The following is a 15,461-nucleotide window of genomic DNA, read 5'->3' as shown; positions in this document are numbered from 1 at the left end:
ATCTGCGGATACGGGTCCTTCTTGTCCGTCGTCTCTATTCCTGCAAGTCAAGGATCGGGATAGGCCGGGTGAGGACGGTGCCCGGCTTCTAAATGGGCGAATATGAAAAGTTTCGGGGGGAGTTCGGATGAGAACGTTATACATATCGGATTTGGACGGGACACTGCTCAACGGCGAGCAGCGGCTATCGGAGGAAACGATCCGCACGGTAAACGAATGGATTGCGGCAGGAGGCCACTTCTCCGTAGCGACGGCGCGCTCGTGGGATTCTGCGGGCCACATCCTGGCTCCGCTCGACCTGAAGCTGCCGGTTGTGCTGATTAACGGGGTGTTTCTGTACGATCCGGCAGAGCGCCGTTATCTCCACGCCAATCTTCTCGACCGCCAAGTTGCTATGGAAATCATCGAGACCGAGGAACGCCTGGGACTGAATCCGATCGTATACACCGTCGACGGCAACGGGCAATTTAAAATATATTACAAAGGCCTGTTTAATCCGAGCGAAACGAACTATGTCACAGACCGTCTCCGGACGGGTGACGAGCGGTTCCGGCTCGTGACCGAGCACGACATTCCGGCCGACGAACAGATCATGGAAGTGAATGCGATCGGGACGGAGGCCGAGCTGTTGGAAATGTACCGGTTGTTCAGCTCGCGCAGCAGGGAGGTGTTGTGCCACTTCGGCCCGGACATCTACACGCCGGGATACCATTGGCTCGAAATGAATCATCCCCGGGCCAACAAGCGGGACGGCGTCGCGCAGCTCAAGCAGCTGCTGCAGGCGGATCGGATCGTCTGCTTCGGCGACAACCTGAACGATCTGCCGATGTTCGAGATCGCCGACGAGAAGTACGCGATGGGCAACGCCCATCCGCTGCTGATCGAGAAGGCGACGGCCCGGCTCGCGACCAATGTGGAGCATGGAGTCGCCCGCTATTTGCAGACGCTCACTCCTTAAGGGCCAGCCTGTACGAATTCCGGTATTGCATTGGCGTGACGCCGTATCTGCTCTTGAATTTCGTACAGAAATAAGGGACGTTGCCATACCCGACCTGGCCGGCTATTCCCGTAACCGAGCCCGCATCGCTTCTCAGCAGCTCGCAAGCCCGTTCCATCCTCGCATGGGTCATATAGTCCAGGAAGGATACGCCGTGCACTTCTTTGAACTGTCTGGACAAATAAGCGGTCGACAAGCCGGCCATGTCGGACAGCCGGTCCAGCGAAATATCTTCACTTAGATGATCGTCGATGTAAGCTTTAAGTTTGTGGAAGATGTCGTCCTGGGCGGCGTTTTCTTTCAAGTGGCGCTGTATATGACTCCCGGTCTGTGCGCACAGTTCGCGAATCTGCCGGATTGTATCCGCAAAGGTTTCCCGCCGCAGGTCTTGAAACAGAAGAGACGGCGGGAACATTCTTTCCCGCGAATTCAAGTCGATCATCACCTTGGACAAAACCATCATGATTTGCATCAGGCAAAACTCGACGGCTTCGAGAGACCACCTGTCACGTCTTAGTGTATCGACAAATTCGTCCAGACATTGTTCGGCAGAGACGACGTCTCCGGCTCGAAGCGCATTTTCGAGAGGCTCATAGTTCATGGCCGGGATGCCGGAGCGCAAACGAATCTCATCGTAATCGACGATCGGATGGAACTCTTCCATAAATAAGTATCTCAAAGCTAATAGGGCTTGCTCGTAAGACTTGGGAATGTCGTCCGCATAGCTGACGATGCCGCCGACTCCGGCGGCGAAGGAAGCGCCTTTCGCCGAATCCGGTTGCAGCATCCGATCAAGCAGCTCCTTAAGCAGATTTTTCGTCTCTATCCGTTCATCCAGCTCAATAAACAGAAGCAAACTCAGTTCGGTTCCGTTTTTCTCAATGATTTCGTGGGCAAATGGGGGCGCTAGTTTGCGCCATTTCGTTTTCCACCCCTTCACGCTCTCCCGATATACTTTCACATTAACGACCAAATAGCAGCAATCCTTCTGAAGCCGCACAGGCAGTTCATTCTCGGCAAGACTGCCGCTGAGCAGTGCCGCAAGCTTCTTGTCGTCGAGCTGCCCGGACAACTGCTTCACGGTATGGTTTAAGCCGGTCAGTACCTGCTCGATCATTTTGAATTCGTTATGCTGATGATCGGGCAGGAGAGCGCTATTCGTCTCGCGCAGCTTATGGAGCATTTGCCGGACCGGCCGGTACGTTTTGATCGTCAAATAATAGGTGAACAGCATAACAAGCAGCAGCACGGCCGAACTGACCAGCAATACTTCTGGATTCATCCAATACGAGAACAAGGAAAGGGACTGCACAGGCCGGATGGAGGCGAATGTCCATTCATGGCCGGAAGCGGAGACGTCGCCGCCGATTACGCTGAAAAGCAAACCGTCCTGCCTGCCGGCACCGGATGGAAGACGGGCCAGCTTAGCCCGGTAAGCCTCCAGTTCCGTCCCGCTTACATTGCTGGTAGCTGCGGTAAAATTCCGGCTGCGGTCGATCATCATCAGCTTCTCATCGTCCGAGCTTTGCAGGGAGTCCAGCAGGCTGTTTGCATGCGACTTGTAAATGTCGATGAACATATATCCGCTGATGTCGCCGCCATGCGCCTGGATCGGGAACGTATAAATATAAGTGAGCAGCTCGTCGGCCGAGTTTTCGCCATAGGAGACGGTACGGGGCAGCCAGACGCCGGTAGTCGTATGCCCTTGGTCCAGCTCCGTTAACAGCTCGTACTTGGGGGAATGGGGAGCGACCTTATAATAAGCGTATGGATCGACCATCAAATTCAGGTTTTTGAAGTAAACGGATACGTTCTCCGTACCCGGATTGGCCAGCATCATCGCCTTTAGATTGCTCGCAACCTGATAAATTCGATAAATGTTATGCCCGTTTTCTTTGTAAAACGAAGTAAAGGCATCGTCATTCCCGCTAGCCGTATCCATTGTCGTTAATATATCACTGATGAAAGCGTTTTTATAAATGGCCGGATAAAGCTCTTCCATATAGGTTTTCACTTGATTAAGCCGGGTGCGGCTGTCCTGTTCCTGCGTCCTCTCCTCCGCCTGTCTCGCTTTATTGTACAAAATCGCCCCGCACAAGCAGGTTAGGAGTAAGGTTATGATCGAGTAGGAAAGGAAGAGGCGGCGGAAATATACCGAATGAAAGATAGGATAAACACTCCGCTTCATTGTCGCACGTCCCCTCCGTCCATTTCCGTAAAATCGAACCTATCGTATCATGGGCAGGTGTTGCTGTAAATAGCTGGAGAATGGTGTGCGCAGCAGACCCTATCAACTCCAATCCCTTGCGGCTCAACAGATTATGAAAGGCGGAGCAAAGAATTGAATAACACCGGATCAAGATTCCGAAATGAATCGCAAAAACTTGAAATCCCAGAGCAAAGCCTTTTGTGGAATAATGAAGGCGCATTCATCACATGCATTCCATAAAGGAGGCGTTTTTGTTGTTGGGACGGTTTCGACGTAAAACAGTTTTGCTGCTAGGCGCTTTAACGATTGTCGCGTCCGGCTGCGGAGGGGCAGGAGGAACAGGAAGCGGGACAGATAGAGCGGTTGAAGGGGGAACGAATGCAAAGGAACCGGTAAAGGAAAAGAAGGAGCCGATCGAGCTGGTGTTTAAAGATGCGACCTTCGGCTGGTCCGCGGATGACTTTATGAAAGACTACGGTGCGGCTATAGAGCAGAAATTTCCGCATATCCAAGTATCGTTCATCCCGTACCCGAAGCCGGCCATTGCCGAATTGTTCGCTTCGAAAACCAAGTTTGATATCGTCATCTCATCCTTATTGATGTTTAACGATAACATGCTGGAGAACGGACTGCAGTACGATTTAACACCGCTGATCAAAAAGCACAAATATAATCTCGACCGGCTGGAGCCGACAGCGCTTGCCCTGGCCAAGCAATTGGCGAACGGAGGCATATACGGTCTGCCTGTCGCCGGCGCGGCCTCGACGATCGTATACAACAAGGTACTGTTCGATAAATTCGGCGTATCGTACCCGAAGGACGGTATGACCTGGGACGAGTTTTATGAGCTGTCCAGAAAAATGTCGCGGATCGAGGGGGATGTACGGTATCACGGGTCGCTCGTATACCCGAACTTTATGCTGTACCGCAATCCTTTCTCCTTAAGTCTGATCAATGCGAATACGGAGAAAGCTGATTTTAGCAGCAGCAAATGGAAAGAATATATGGAGGCGATGCTCGGAATCTACCGGCTTCCGAATAACCATTTGGATAAGAAAAACCAGTTCGGCGGCCAGGTCGGCAAAGAATTGTTCGAGAAGGATCAAGTCGTGGCGATGTATCTGAATGCTTCGGGAACCGGAATCCGCGAGCTGACCTTTAAAAATATGGACTATGATTTCGTGCAATTTCCGGCATTCCAAGATGCGCCGGGTCTCGGTCCGCAGCCGTATCCATTATACTTTTACTTGTCCGCGGCATCTGAGCTGAAGGAGGAAGCGTTTGAGGTGCTCACTTATTTGACCTCGGACGAGTTTCAACTGGAGAACTCGAAGAAAGGGATTTTGACGGCGCTTAATAATAAGGACATTCAGATGGCGTTCGCTCAAAATTATCCGGAATTCAAAAACAAAAATATAAAGGCGATTCTTCCAGCCAAGCTGGCCCCGTCGGCTTACCGCAGCAAATATGACGGCATCGCGAGAGGGGAGCTGGAGCAAGCCTTCATCTCCGCGGCGATGGGCGAGAAAGACATCAATACAGCGATGCGGGAAGCGGAAGATTCGGCGAACAAGAAGATCGATCAGGTTAAAGCGCAGAAGAAGTAATGAAGTAACGAACCGTAAAAGCAGAAGGGCATCTATTGATCAGATCGGCGAAACCGCGCGATCCCCGGCCTCCAATCCACAGCTCGTCCCTTATCGGGATGTAATGGATGGACAGCCGGGGATTGCCGGTCATGCCCATCTCTTCAGCTTCGGGATGAACCGGTTCAGCATGTCACGGGCTTCCTGCTCGGACATCTTCTGGCCGGCGACCACATGCGGTACGCACACCTCAATCATCGATTGGACGGAAGCGTCCGGGTCGGTGAAAGCCCCTTCCTGATAACAATACGTGCAGTACTCTTCATTTGCGCTTCCGTCGGCGTTAGAACCTAGGCTTTCAGCGGTAGTAAGCGGCATCGAGCAGCTTTGGCAAAACTTCGCATCCATCTTTTATTGCCTCCTTTTCATTGAGAATGAATACAGTATACTTCAGCAACCCTGACAAGTGTCTGTCATGGTTTTTGGTATGGACTGTATAGCGACACCATTTCCTTCGCCCGATCCCGAATCAACAGCCGGACCCGCTCGGGCTCCAGCACCTCGACTTTGCTGCCGAAGCTGAGCAGGAAGCCGTAGATCCATTCATCCTCCGGGTACGTCTGCGTGACCAGCAGGAAGCCGTCTGGAGCCGTCACCAGCCGTTCGACGCCGAACAATTCCTCCACTCTAGCCCGCATATCCGGCGGAAACCGCAGCTTCAAGGTGACCGGCTTCGAGTTCATTTCCCACATCCGCCCCCAGTCCGCTTCCTCCATCGGAGGATGCTCCCGACGTTCGAACCGGTTGCCGGTAACGGCGAGACCGGACATCCTCGACAGCCGGAACAGCCGGTAGTCGTTACGGAGCGGACAGTAGGCGTACAAGTACCACGAGGCGCCCTTCAGCAGCAGCGTCATCGGCTCGACTTCCCGGGTCGTCGGCTCCCCGTTCACCGAAGAGTAACCGAACTTGACGGTACGATCCTCCTGCAGCGACTCGCGAATTAAGGCCACCTTGTGCTTCATAACGCCATCGGAGCCCCATGGATTCATATCGATCACGAGCCGGTCCTGCCAGAAGCGGACCGATTCTTTCTCCGTATCACCCAGCAGGCTCGTATACTTCTCAATCGTCGTGCCGTACCGGGTATCGTCCAGCGCCCGGCTCATGCCTTTCAGCGCCGACAGGACGGATGAGATCTCGTCGAAGGTGAGCGCCGTACGATCGAGCCGGTACCCGTCCATCATCTCGAAGCCGCCGGTTACTCCCTGATAGGAAACAAGTGGGAAACCGGCCTGGCACAACGTTTCGATATCGCGGTAAATCGTCCGGACCGATACTTCCATCTTCTCCGCGAGCTCCGCTGCGGATATCCGTTTCCGGTTAACGATAAGCATCAGTATGGCAAGCAGCCGTTCGAGGCGCATAAGTGTCGTCCTTTCCGCATCATGCCGCATATTCGGACAAAGCTTATCATGTCTCCGAGTTTGCTGTCTACCGGGCGGACCGTTTGAGGAAAGAGAAGCGGTTTAGTACAATAGAAGCATCAGGTTAGGGAACGGGGGACAACGATGACACAAAAGCAGCAGCAGCAGGAGCCGGGACGGTGGCACGGTTACGAGATCCGGGTGCGTTACGGCGAGACGGACCGGATGGGGGTTGTGTATCATCCCAATTACGCCACATGGTTCGAGGTTGGCCGTACGGAGCTCATTCGCGAGCGGGGGCTGCCCTATAGCCGGATCGAAGAGCTCGGCCTTTATTTGCCGGTGATCGAGCTGGAATCGAAGTTCCGTCTGCCGGCGAAATATGACGACAGGATTGCGATCTACACCCGAATCCGTTCATACAATCACTTAACGGTTCATTTCGAATCGCAGATCCGCCGGCTCGAGGAGGGGGGAGCGGTGTCTTCCGATGGGGAACAAGAAGCGGCCGAACGGAATGGCAGTCCAGCTCCTGCAGGCGAGCTGCTGGTCACCGGAGCCACCCGCCACGTATGGCTGGGCCGGGACTGGAAGCCCGTAAGGATCGACAGAGAAGCGCCGGAGCTGTACCGGCTGCTCGGGGAGGAATAACGATGGGGAAAGTGCTGCTGCTGGTATTTATTATCATCCCGGCTCTGGAGATCTGGGCGATTATCGAGGTGGGACAGCGGATCGGCGGCTGGCAGACGTTCGGCCTGATTTTGCTGACAGGTTTCGCCGGCGCTTATTTGGCCAGGAAGGAAGGGAGAAAAGTATGGGCTCAGGTCCAGCGGCAAATGTCGGTCGGGCAAATGCCCGGGGATGCGATTCTGGACGGCGTCTGCGTGCTTGTCGGCGGCCTGCTGCTGCTCTCCCCCGGATTTCTCACCGATATTGCCGGGATTATCCTGCTTATTCCGTTCACCCGGCCGATTTTCCGCAATATGCTCTCCGCCTGGCTTCGAAACAAAATCGCAAACGGTCAAAACTACTTCTTTTTCCGGCGCTGAGCGGGGGATGGAGACGCGGGAGTTTCACACCACCTCGGCCCGGCCCCCGTTACCGGTTTTTGCTGTCCGATTTGCCGAACGATCGGGCTTACCGGTTTTCGACATTTTACACGGACCCCCGAACATTTTACAAAAGTTTAACATCCGCTTAACATTCTCCGGCGATAATAAAAGACAGCAACTATTTCCGTTACGGAGGAATCCCAAGTGGCGAAGCCGATGCAGGAGCTGAAACATTCCGTCTCCCATTATATTAACCGAGATTTGAGCTGGATCGAATTCAACCGCCGCGTGCTGGAAGAGGCGCAGGACCCGGCGACGCCGCTGCTGGAAAGAATTAAATTTTTGTCGATCGTATCGACGAATCTGGACGAATTCATGAGCGTAAGGGTCGCAGGCATTACCGATCAGTTAAAGGCGGGTTATACGAAAAAAGATTTTACCGGCTATACGCCGGAAGGGCTGCTGCGCCGCATTATGAAGCGGACCGGCAAAATGGTGCAGGAGCAGTACAAGACGCACCGCGAGCTGACGAGGGCGCTGACGAAGGAAGGACTTATTTTTACCGCTTATGAGGATTTGACCGTAAATCAGAAAAAACAGATGGACGTTTACTTCCACGACTACGTCTTCCCGGTACTGACTCCGATGGCCGTCGACCAGAGCCGTCCGTTTCCGCTGGTCCGCAATTTGTCTCTGTATCTGGCCGTAACGTTGCAGCGCGAAGGCGACGAACCGGAGGAGGAGCCTTACTTCGCGATTGTTCAGGTCCCGTCGAACTTGCCGCGCTATGTCAAAGTTCCGGCGAGATCCAACAGTGTGAAGCAGGAGTTCGTGCTGCTGGAAGATTTAATGGAGGAGCATATCCATACGATGTTCGCCGGTTATACGCCAGTGGCCGTCGATCCGTTCCGTCTGACCCGCAACGCCGACTTGACGCTCGACGAGGAAGGGGCGGAAGATCTGCTCGAGGAGATCGAGAAGGAACTGAGACGAAGACGCTGGGGATCTCCGGTCCGGCTGGAAGTGCAGAAAGGATTTCATCCGTATGCGCTCGAGATGCTGAGAGAAGAGTTCGAGATCGGCGACAACGTGTTCGAGATCGACGGCCCGATCGACCTCAGCTATTGGATGAAGATGTCGCTGTCGCTGCCCGGGTTCGAGCATCTCCGCTTTCCGAAGCTGGAGCCGGTATACCCCAGAGAATTTGACGAAACCGACGACTTTTTCGAGGTGCTGCGCGATAAGGATGTGCTCGTCTATCATCCGTACGAATCGTTTGACGCGGTAGGCGACTTTATCGAGCAGGCGGCCAACGATCCCGACGTGATGGCGATCAAGATGACGCTGTACCGGGTGAGCGGCAATTCGTCGATCGTAAAAGCGCTCGCCACGGCCGCCGAGGGCGGCAAGCAGGTGACGGTGATCGTGGAGCTGAAAGCGCGGTTTGACGAAGAGCGCAATATCGCCTGGGCCAGACAGCTGGAGCAGGCGGGCTGTCACGTCGTATACGGCCTCGTCGGGCTGAAGACGCATGCCAAGATTACTCTCGTCGTCAGGCAGGAGCCGGAAGGGCTGCGCCGGTACGTGCACGTCGGTACGGGCAACTATAACGATAATACGGCCCGGCTGTATACGGACATCGGTTTGTTCACGTCCCATCCGGTTATCGGGGAAGACGCCTCCGTTCTGTTCAACGAAATGACGGGGTATTCGGCTCCCCACGACTGGCAGGCGTTCGGCGTAGCTCCTGCCGACATGAAGTCCAAATTGTTCGAGCTGATCGAGCGCGAGGCGGAGCATGCGGCGGCCGGCAAGCCGGCCCGGATTATCGCCAAGATGAACTCGTTGTCGCATCAGGAGATGGTAGATAAGCTGTACGACGCGTCCCGGGCCGGCGTGCCGATCGATCTGATCATCCGGGGCGTCTGCTGCCTGCGCCCGAACGTGACCGGCCTGAGCGAATCGATTACCGTCCGCAGCATCGTGGACCGGTTTCTCGAGCATTCGCGGATTTTCTACTTCGAGAACGGCGGCGAGCCCCAAGTATGGCTGTCCAGCGCGGACTGGATGACCCGCAACCTGACGCGCCGCATCGAGCTGATGTGCCCGGTGTTCGACCCGGGGCTGAAGGAGATGCTGATTCACATTTTGCGCATCAGCCTGTCGGACAACGTCAAGGCGAGAATCTTGAGGTCGAGCGGCCAGTACGAAAGGGAGCCGAATGAGACGATGACCCCGTTCCGCAGCCAGTTCGAAGCTTTAGATATCGTCACCTGGAAAAAGTGGCAGGCGTCATTCTGATCCGCAGCCCCCAGCCTTTCTTGAATTCGCCGGCGGCTCGCTCCACTTCCCTGAGCTCGATCGCGGGGTCATGACGGCTCGTCCAGCTAATAGCCAGGTCCTGCTTGACGACGTTCGCGCGGATCTCCTGAAGCGGCTGGGTCTCGCTCCGGTCGAGCGAGATCGCAAGCTGGAGCAGCGAGCCGAGCCGGTAGACGAGGTCCGCATCGGTATCGCCGAGCAGATCTTTGTAGGGCAGCATCATGCTGCGCGCCTTGCTTTTGGACTTGTAGGAGGCGATCAGCGCGCACAGCACCGTCTCCCGGTGGGACAAGCCGTCGAGCCGGGAATGGACCATCAGGTAAAACGTATGCTTGTTGTAGTTATAGAAGTGAACCGTAACGCCGATCCGGTACAGCATGGCCGCAGTTTGCAGCAGGTCCAGCGCTCTGCGGCCGAAGACGGTTTCCAGCGACAAATCCTCGAACAGTTTGGCAGCCAGCCTCGCGACCTGCTCGACATGGGGACGGAATACGGCAGGGTGCAGAGCAAGCAGGTTGCCGACGCTATCGGCCAGCACGTCCGCTACGACCGGTTTGTCGGGAAAAGCGGTCTCGTAAAACACTCCGTCACGAAGGCCCGCCCCGCTGACGATGCAGCGGCTGGCCCGGATGTGCGAGAACAAAGTATGCAGGATGATCAATCCGGGCACGATAATGTCGGCGCGGTCGCCGGACAGCCCTTCCACCTTGGTCCGCTGCTGTACGTCAAGCGAGGATAGCCAGTCCGACAGCTCGTTCAGGCCTTCTTTGCCGATCTCGTACATATGGGATTGCGTGAACGCATATTTTTTCTTCTTTTGGTCGATTTTACACAAGGAACGGATCGTTCCGCCCAAGCCGATCAGCGGCAGGTCGGGATGCCCGGTCAGCCATTTCTCATCCTTGACCGAAGCAAGCACCATATCGCGGATGCGCTTCAGGTCGTCCTTGCTCGCATTGCCCTGATCCGTATAGGTTTTGGCCGTATTCACGGCGCCGAACGGAAGGGAGACACTCCGGATCAGCGTCCGGTTGCGGAACAGCGAGATTTCGGTGCTGCCGCCGCCGATGTCGATCAGAAATCCGTCCTTGACGTCGATCGAATTGATCATGCCGATAAATCCGAGACGGGCTTCCTCTTCGCCGGATAAGATTTCGATCGGGATACCGGTCAGCAGGTGCAGCTGCTCCGCGGCCTGGCTGCCGTTGTTGGCGTTGCGGATCGCGGCTGTCGCCACGGCGCGCACCGTCTCCGCGGCGTGGACGTGACACAGCATGCGGAATTCTTTCAAAATGCGGGCAAGCCGCTCGATGTCTGCTTGCGCGATCGAGCCGTCGGGGAGAATGGCGGCGCTGAGACGCGCCGATTCCTTGCTTTCGTCGATCGCTCTGTATGCTTCTTCCCCGACCCGCTCGTACACGACGAGGCGGACCGAGTTGGATCCGATATCGATGATGCCTACGCGTTCGCTTCTCATGGTATAGGTGTGCGCCTCCCGGTTGCGAGATATGGATCTATTTTATCAAAAAAATGTTTATTGCGCTGAGGAATGAAGTTTGCTTTCGTTACCTGTACTGCGCTTTGTCATGATTACTACCTTATCTCACATTTTACCCACAATATGGACTTGGCATGATTTAAGGGGTTGCTGTGTGATTATTATAAAATGAACAATATCCGGCCCGGCAGGTGATTGGATGTATCTTGTTAAAATGTGAAGCTATCGGGAGATAGCACATGTTTATTGCGCCGATAATGAAGTTTTATCCCCGTTTTGTTTCTTTATCGACCCAAATCATTTATTATATTACTTGATAGTTTTCCATGTCCGCGATTTTTATCACCTATATCTATAATCGATACCGAAAAGGAGCGAAATAAGATGACAGCAACCAAAGGTCTTGAGGGTATCGTAGCTACTACGTCCTCGATCAGCTCGATTATCGACGGCGTACTGACGTACCGGGGGATCGATATTGACGACTTGGCCGAGCATGCTTCTTTTGAAGAAGTCGTATATTTGCTTTGGTACGGCAAGCTGCCTAACAAATCGGAACTGGAGCAGCTTCACGCCGATCTGAGCGCCAGCGCGCCGGTGGCGGATTCCGTGATCCAGCAAATGAAGCTGTACCCGAAAAATACGAATTCGATGGCAGCTCTCCGTTCCGCGGTTTCCGCATTGGCGCTTTACGACGAGGAAGCGAACGACATGAGCGCGGAGGCGAATTTGCGTAAAGCGATTCGTCTGCAGGCGCAGCTTCCGACCATCGTCGCGGCGTTCGCACGCATCCGCGAAGGCAAGGAGCCGATCGCTCCGAAAGCGGGAGTATCGGTAAGCTACAATTTCCTGTACATGCTGACAGGCAAAGATCCGGAGCCGATCGCCGTAGAAGCGCTCGACAAAGCTCTCGTCCTGCACGCCGACCACGAGCTGAACGCGTCGACGTTCGCCGCTCGCGTCACGGTAGCTACGCTGTCCGACATTTATTCCGGCGTTACTTCCGCTATCGGCGCTCTGAAAGGACCGCTGCACGGCGGCGCCAACGAGGCCGTTATGGCGATGCTGGAGGAGATTGGTACAAGCTCCGAAGTCGAAACGTATATCAACAACAAGCTGGCGAACAAAGAGAAAATTATGGGCTTTGGCCACCGCGTCTACAAAAACGGCGACCCTCGCGCGAAACATCTGCAGAAGATGTCCCGCGAGCTCGGCAAAATCACGAACAACATGAACTGGTACGATATGTCGATCAAGATCGAAGAGCTTGTAACCGGTCAAAAAGGGTTGAAGCCGAACGTCGACTTTTATTCCGCATCGGTTTACACGTCCCTTGAAATTCCGCGCGACTTGTTCACGCCGATTTTCGCGATCAGCCGCGTATCCGGATGGACCGCTCACATTTTGGAGCAATACGAAAATAATCGTCTGATTCGTCCGCGCGCCGAGTACACCGGTCCGGTCAATCAGAAATACGTTCCGATCGAAAGCCGTTAAGCGAATCCGGAGTGTGCCTCTGCTCGTGAGGCCGTTCCCCAATTCGTAGTTGTCCCCCAAGTGTGGTACACTTGGGGTATCGGCGGCACGGATGGATTCAGATTTTGCCGCGAGCGGGGTGTTACGGACTGGGTGTGATTCTCTCACACAATGAGGGATTCACACTGGGTGTGATTCTCTCACACAATGAGGGATTCACACTGGGTGTGATTCTCTCACACAATGAGGGATTCACACTGGGTGTGATTCTCTCACACAATGAGGGATTCACACTGGGTGTGATTCTCTCACACAATGAGGGATTCACACTGAGTGTGATTCACTCGTACAGTGAGGGATTCACACCGGGTGTGATTCTCACGTGCATTGAGGGATTCACATTTGCACAGGTCTGCAACTCCCGTTCTTTTGCGGGCATGAACGCCCTTACGCTGGCGTTTTCCCATATACTACTATTATCTCAGGAGGTTTCCCATGGCTCAATTCGAACATTACGCAGCGCCGACCGAAGGCGAGAAACTGTCGATCGTTGACGGTAAACTGGTAGTCCCTAATAATCCGATCATCCCGTTCATCGAAGGCGACGGCACGGGGCCGGACATTTGGGCAGCATCCAAACGCGTTCTCGACGCAGCTGTTGAGAAAGCTTACAAAGGCGAGAAAAAAATCGCTTGGTACGAAGTGTTCGCCGGCGAAAAAGCGTTCAACAACTACAACAGCTGGCTGCCTAACGATACGCTGGAAGCAATCCGCGAATATATCGTAGCGATCAAAGGTCCTTTGACGACTCCGGTAGGCGGCGGCATCCGCTCGCTGAACGTTGCTCTTCGTCAAGAGCTCGACCTGTACGTCTGCTTGCGTCCTGTTCGTTACTTCAAGGGCGTGCCTTCCCCGGTTAAACGTCCGGAGCTTGTCGATATGGTTATTTTCCGCGAGAACACAGAGGACATCTACGCTGGCGTCGAGTGGCAAGAAGGCTCGGCCGAAGTGAAGAAAGTGCTTGAGTTTTTGCAAAATGAAATGGGCGTTAAGAAAATCCGCTTCCCTGAAACTTCCGGCATCGGCGTAAAACCGGTTTCCAAAGAAGGTTCGGAGCGTCTCGTTCGCGCCGCTATCGAATACACGATCAAGCATGGCCGCAAGAGCCTTACGCTTGTTCATAAAGGCAATATCATGAAGTTCACCGAAGGCGCGTTTAAAAACTGGGGCTATGAGCTTGCAGAGCGCGAATACGGAGACAAAGTGTTCACCTGGGCACAATACGACCGCATCAAAGAAGAGCAAGGCGCGGAAGCGGCTAACAAAGCTCAAAAAGATGCGGAAGCAGCCGGCAAAGTCATCGTAAAAGACGCAATTGCCGACATCGCCCTGCAGCAAGTATTGACTCGTCCGACCGACTTCGACGTCATCGCGACGCTGAACCTGAACGGCGACTACTTGTCCGACGCGCTCGCAGCTCAAGTTGGCGGCATCGGGATTGCTCCGGGAGCGAACATCAACTATGTGACGCACCATGCGATCTTCGAAGCTACTCACGGTACAGCTCCAAAATACGCGGGACTCGACGTCGTGAACCCGGGTTCGGTTACGCTATCCGGCGTTATGATGCTGGAGCATCTGGGCTGGCTGGAAGCGGCTGACCTGATCTACAAAGGGCTGGAGAAGTCGATCGCCGACAAAACGGTAACGTATGACTTCGCACGTCTGATGGAAGGCGCAACGGAAGTTAAATGCTCCGAGTTCGCTAACCTTGTTATCAAAAACATGGACTAATACGAGTTGTAAAATAGCGGAATTTAAATTCCGCTATTTTGCTTTAAATGGCGTCAATTTGTCTACAATGATCCTGTAAAGACCCGAACCAAGGAGGATTCTTTATTATGGCGATCAAGCGTAAAAAGATTACCGTTGTAGGTGCAGGCTTCACAGGGGCGACTACCGCGTTCCTGCTCGGACAAAAAGAACTTGGCGACGTTGTATTGCTCGATATCCCGCAGCTCGAAAATCCGACCAAAGGCAAAGCGCTGGATATGCTCGAATCGAGCCCGGTGCAAGGTTTCGACAGCAACATCGTCGGTACCGCCAACTATGAGGATACGGCAGGCTCCGACGTGGTGATCATCACCGCCGGCATAGCCCGCAAGCCGGGCATGAGCCGTGACGACCTGGTGAATACGAACGCCGGCATCGTCAAGTCCGTGTGCGAAAACGTTAAGAAGTATTGCCCGGATTCCTATGTGATCATTTTGAGCAACCCGGTAGACGCTATGACATATGTCGCTTACCAGGCGCTCGGCTTCCCGAGAAACCGCGTTATCGGTCAATCCGGCGTGCTGGACACGGCCCGTTACAACACGTTCATCGCCCAAGAGCTGAACGTGTCGGTTGAAGACGTCCGCGGCGTCGTTCTCGGCGGCCACGGCGACGATATGGTTCCGCTCGTCCGTTACTCAAGCGTCGGCGGCATTCCGATCGAAAAGCTGATCTCCAAGGAGCGCATCGATGCGATCGTACAGCGGACGCGCACAGGAGGCGGCGAGATCGTCAACCTGCTCGGCAACGGCAGCGCGTATTACGCTCCGGCGGCTTCGCTCGTCCAGATGACGGAAGCGATTTTGAAGGACAAGAAGCGCATTGTGCCTGCCATCGCTTTGCTGCAGGGCGAGTATGGCTACAACGACCTGTTCATGGGCGTGCAGACGATTCTCGGCGGCGACGGCATCGAGAAAGTGATCGAGCTCGAGCTGACCGACGAAGAGAAAGCGGCGATGGATAAGTCCGCGCAATCGGTACGAAGCGTAATCGCGATCGTGAACGGTTAAGCTTTGACGGGCCCCCGAAGGGGCTGCTCTAAAAATATCCGCCCGCCTGAC

Annotated in this window: 12 protein-coding genes; 8 read left to right on the top strand and 4 right to left on the bottom strand. The window is 54.5% G+C overall.

The genetic code is table 11. The annotated features are described in order from the left end of the window. The first annotated feature begins 127 nt into the window (after positions 1-127). A complete protein-coding gene (locus AC3Y2E_RS07280; RefSeq protein ID WP_379208664.1) occupies positions 128-958 on the top strand; it encodes an HAD family hydrolase in 831 nt (276 codons plus the stop codon). Here the strand turns inward: AC3Y2E_RS07280 and AC3Y2E_RS07275 are convergent. Then, on the bottom strand, positions 948-3,185 hold the full coding sequence (locus tag AC3Y2E_RS07275; protein WP_379208661.1) for a helix-turn-helix domain-containing protein: 2,238 nt from the start codon (positions 3,183-3,185) through the stop codon (positions 948-950). The genes AC3Y2E_RS07280 and AC3Y2E_RS07275 overlap by 11 nt on opposite strands. A 278-nt stretch (positions 3,186-3,463) precedes the next feature. Between AC3Y2E_RS07275 and AC3Y2E_RS07270 the strand changes: the two genes are divergently transcribed. After that, on the top strand, positions 3,464-4,813 hold the full coding sequence (locus AC3Y2E_RS07270) for an ABC transporter substrate-binding protein (RefSeq protein ID WP_379208659.1): 1,350 nt from the start codon (positions 3,464-3,466) through the stop codon (positions 4,811-4,813). 129 nt (positions 4,814-4,942) lie between these two features. Here AC3Y2E_RS07270 and AC3Y2E_RS07265 read toward each other — a convergent pair whose 3' ends face one another. Further along, positions 4,943-5,200 (bottom strand): zinc ribbon domain-containing protein, encoded by a 258-nt coding sequence (locus AC3Y2E_RS07265; protein ID WP_190929420.1) that lies wholly within the window; start codon positions 5,198-5,200, stop codon positions 4,943-4,945. Positions 5,201-5,265: 65 nt separating this feature from the next. After that, positions 5,266-6,219 carry a helix-turn-helix transcriptional regulator gene (locus tag AC3Y2E_RS07260; protein ID WP_379208656.1) on the bottom strand — a complete coding sequence of 318 codons (954 nt, stop codon included), beginning with the start codon at positions 6,217-6,219 and terminating at the stop codon, positions 5,266-5,268. A gap of 144 nt (positions 6,220-6,363) precedes the next feature. Between AC3Y2E_RS07260 and AC3Y2E_RS07255 the strand changes: the two genes are divergently transcribed. The 3 genes from AC3Y2E_RS07255 to ppk1 all read left to right on the top strand — a co-directional run bounded on the left by AC3Y2E_RS07255 (position 6,364) and on the right by ppk1 (position 9,572). Then, positions 6,364-6,870 carry an acyl-CoA thioesterase gene (locus tag AC3Y2E_RS07255; RefSeq protein ID WP_332070433.1) on the top strand — a complete coding sequence of 169 codons (507 nt, stop codon included), beginning with the start codon at positions 6,364-6,366 and terminating at the stop codon, positions 6,868-6,870. Positions 6,871-6,872: 2 nt separating this feature from the next. After that, positions 6,873-7,268, top strand: a complete 396-nt coding sequence (locus AC3Y2E_RS07250) for an FxsA family protein (RefSeq protein ID WP_379208653.1) — start codon at positions 6,873-6,875, stop codon at positions 7,266-7,268. A 219-nt stretch (positions 7,269-7,487) separates the two neighbouring features. Further along, the gene (gene ppk1 / locus AC3Y2E_RS07245) at positions 7,488-9,572 is read left to right on the top strand and encodes a polyphosphate kinase 1 (RefSeq protein WP_379208933.1); all 2,085 of its coding nucleotides are present in this window, start codon (positions 7,488-7,490) and stop codon (positions 9,570-9,572) included. Here ppk1 and AC3Y2E_RS07240 read toward each other — a convergent pair. Then, a complete protein-coding gene (locus AC3Y2E_RS07240; protein WP_379208650.1) occupies positions 9,541-11,070 on the bottom strand; it encodes a Ppx/GppA phosphatase family protein in 1,530 nt (509 codons plus the stop codon). The two genes, ppk1 and AC3Y2E_RS07240, sit on opposite strands and share 32 nt — an antisense overlap. 405 nt (positions 11,071-11,475) lie before the next feature. On the opposite strand from AC3Y2E_RS07240, the gene citZ reads away from it, so the two are divergent. The 3 genes from citZ (at position 11,476) to mdh (ending at position 15,410) form a co-directional block, all read left to right on the top strand. After that, positions 11,476-12,588, top strand: coding sequence for a citrate synthase (gene citZ / locus AC3Y2E_RS07235; protein ID WP_379208648.1), 1,113 nt, complete (start codon positions 11,476-11,478; stop codon positions 12,586-12,588). 474 nt (positions 12,589-13,062) lie between these two features. Further along, positions 13,063-14,361, top strand: a complete 1,299-nt coding sequence (gene icd, locus AC3Y2E_RS07230) for an NADP-dependent isocitrate dehydrogenase (protein ID WP_190929426.1) — start codon at positions 13,063-13,065, stop codon at positions 14,359-14,361. Between the two features lie 107 nt (positions 14,362-14,468). Beyond that, positions 14,469-15,410, top strand: a complete 942-nt coding sequence (gene mdh, locus AC3Y2E_RS07225; RefSeq protein WP_332070429.1) for a malate dehydrogenase — start codon at positions 14,469-14,471, stop codon at positions 15,408-15,410. Positions 15,411-15,461 lie beyond the last annotated feature (51 nt).

It is taken from the genome of Paenibacillus sp. MAH-35, assembly GCF_058135425.1.
Note: the sequence above shows the minus strand (reverse complement) of the source record. Positions and strands in the feature narration are given on the sequence as shown.

Excerpts from the sequence above, each read along its gene's own strand:
- AC3Y2E_RS07280 (WP_379208664.1), top strand. The coding sequence starts at position 128 with ATGAGAACGTTATACATATCGGATTTGGACGGGACACTGCTCAACGGC.
- AC3Y2E_RS07275 (WP_379208661.1), bottom strand. The coding sequence starts at position 3,185 with ATGAAGCGGAGTGTTTATCCTATCTTTCATTCGGTATATTTCCGCCGC.
- AC3Y2E_RS07265 (WP_190929420.1), bottom strand. The coding sequence starts at position 5,200 with ATGGATGCGAAGTTTTGCCAAAGCTGCTCGATGCCGCTTACTACCGCT.
- AC3Y2E_RS07260 (WP_379208656.1), bottom strand. The coding sequence starts at position 6,219 with ATGCGCCTCGAACGGCTGCTTGCCATACTGATGCTTATCGTTAACCGG.
- AC3Y2E_RS07255 (WP_332070433.1), top strand. The coding sequence starts at position 6,364 with ATGACACAAAAGCAGCAGCAGCAGGAGCCGGGACGGTGGCACGGTTAC.
- AC3Y2E_RS07250 (WP_379208653.1), top strand. The coding sequence starts at position 6,873 with ATGGGGAAAGTGCTGCTGCTGGTATTTATTATCATCCCGGCTCTGGAG.
- ppk1 (WP_379208933.1), top strand. The coding sequence starts at position 7,488 with ATGCAGGAGCTGAAACATTCCGTCTCCCATTATATTAACCGAGATTTG.
- AC3Y2E_RS07240 (WP_379208650.1), bottom strand. The coding sequence starts at position 11,070 with ATGAGAAGCGAACGCGTAGGCATCATCGATATCGGATCCAACTCGGTC.
- citZ (WP_379208648.1), top strand. The coding sequence starts at position 11,476 with ATGACAGCAACCAAAGGTCTTGAGGGTATCGTAGCTACTACGTCCTCG.
- icd (WP_190929426.1), top strand. The coding sequence starts at position 13,063 with ATGGCTCAATTCGAACATTACGCAGCGCCGACCGAAGGCGAGAAACTG.
- mdh (WP_332070429.1), top strand. The coding sequence starts at position 14,469 with ATGGCGATCAAGCGTAAAAAGATTACCGTTGTAGGTGCAGGCTTCACA.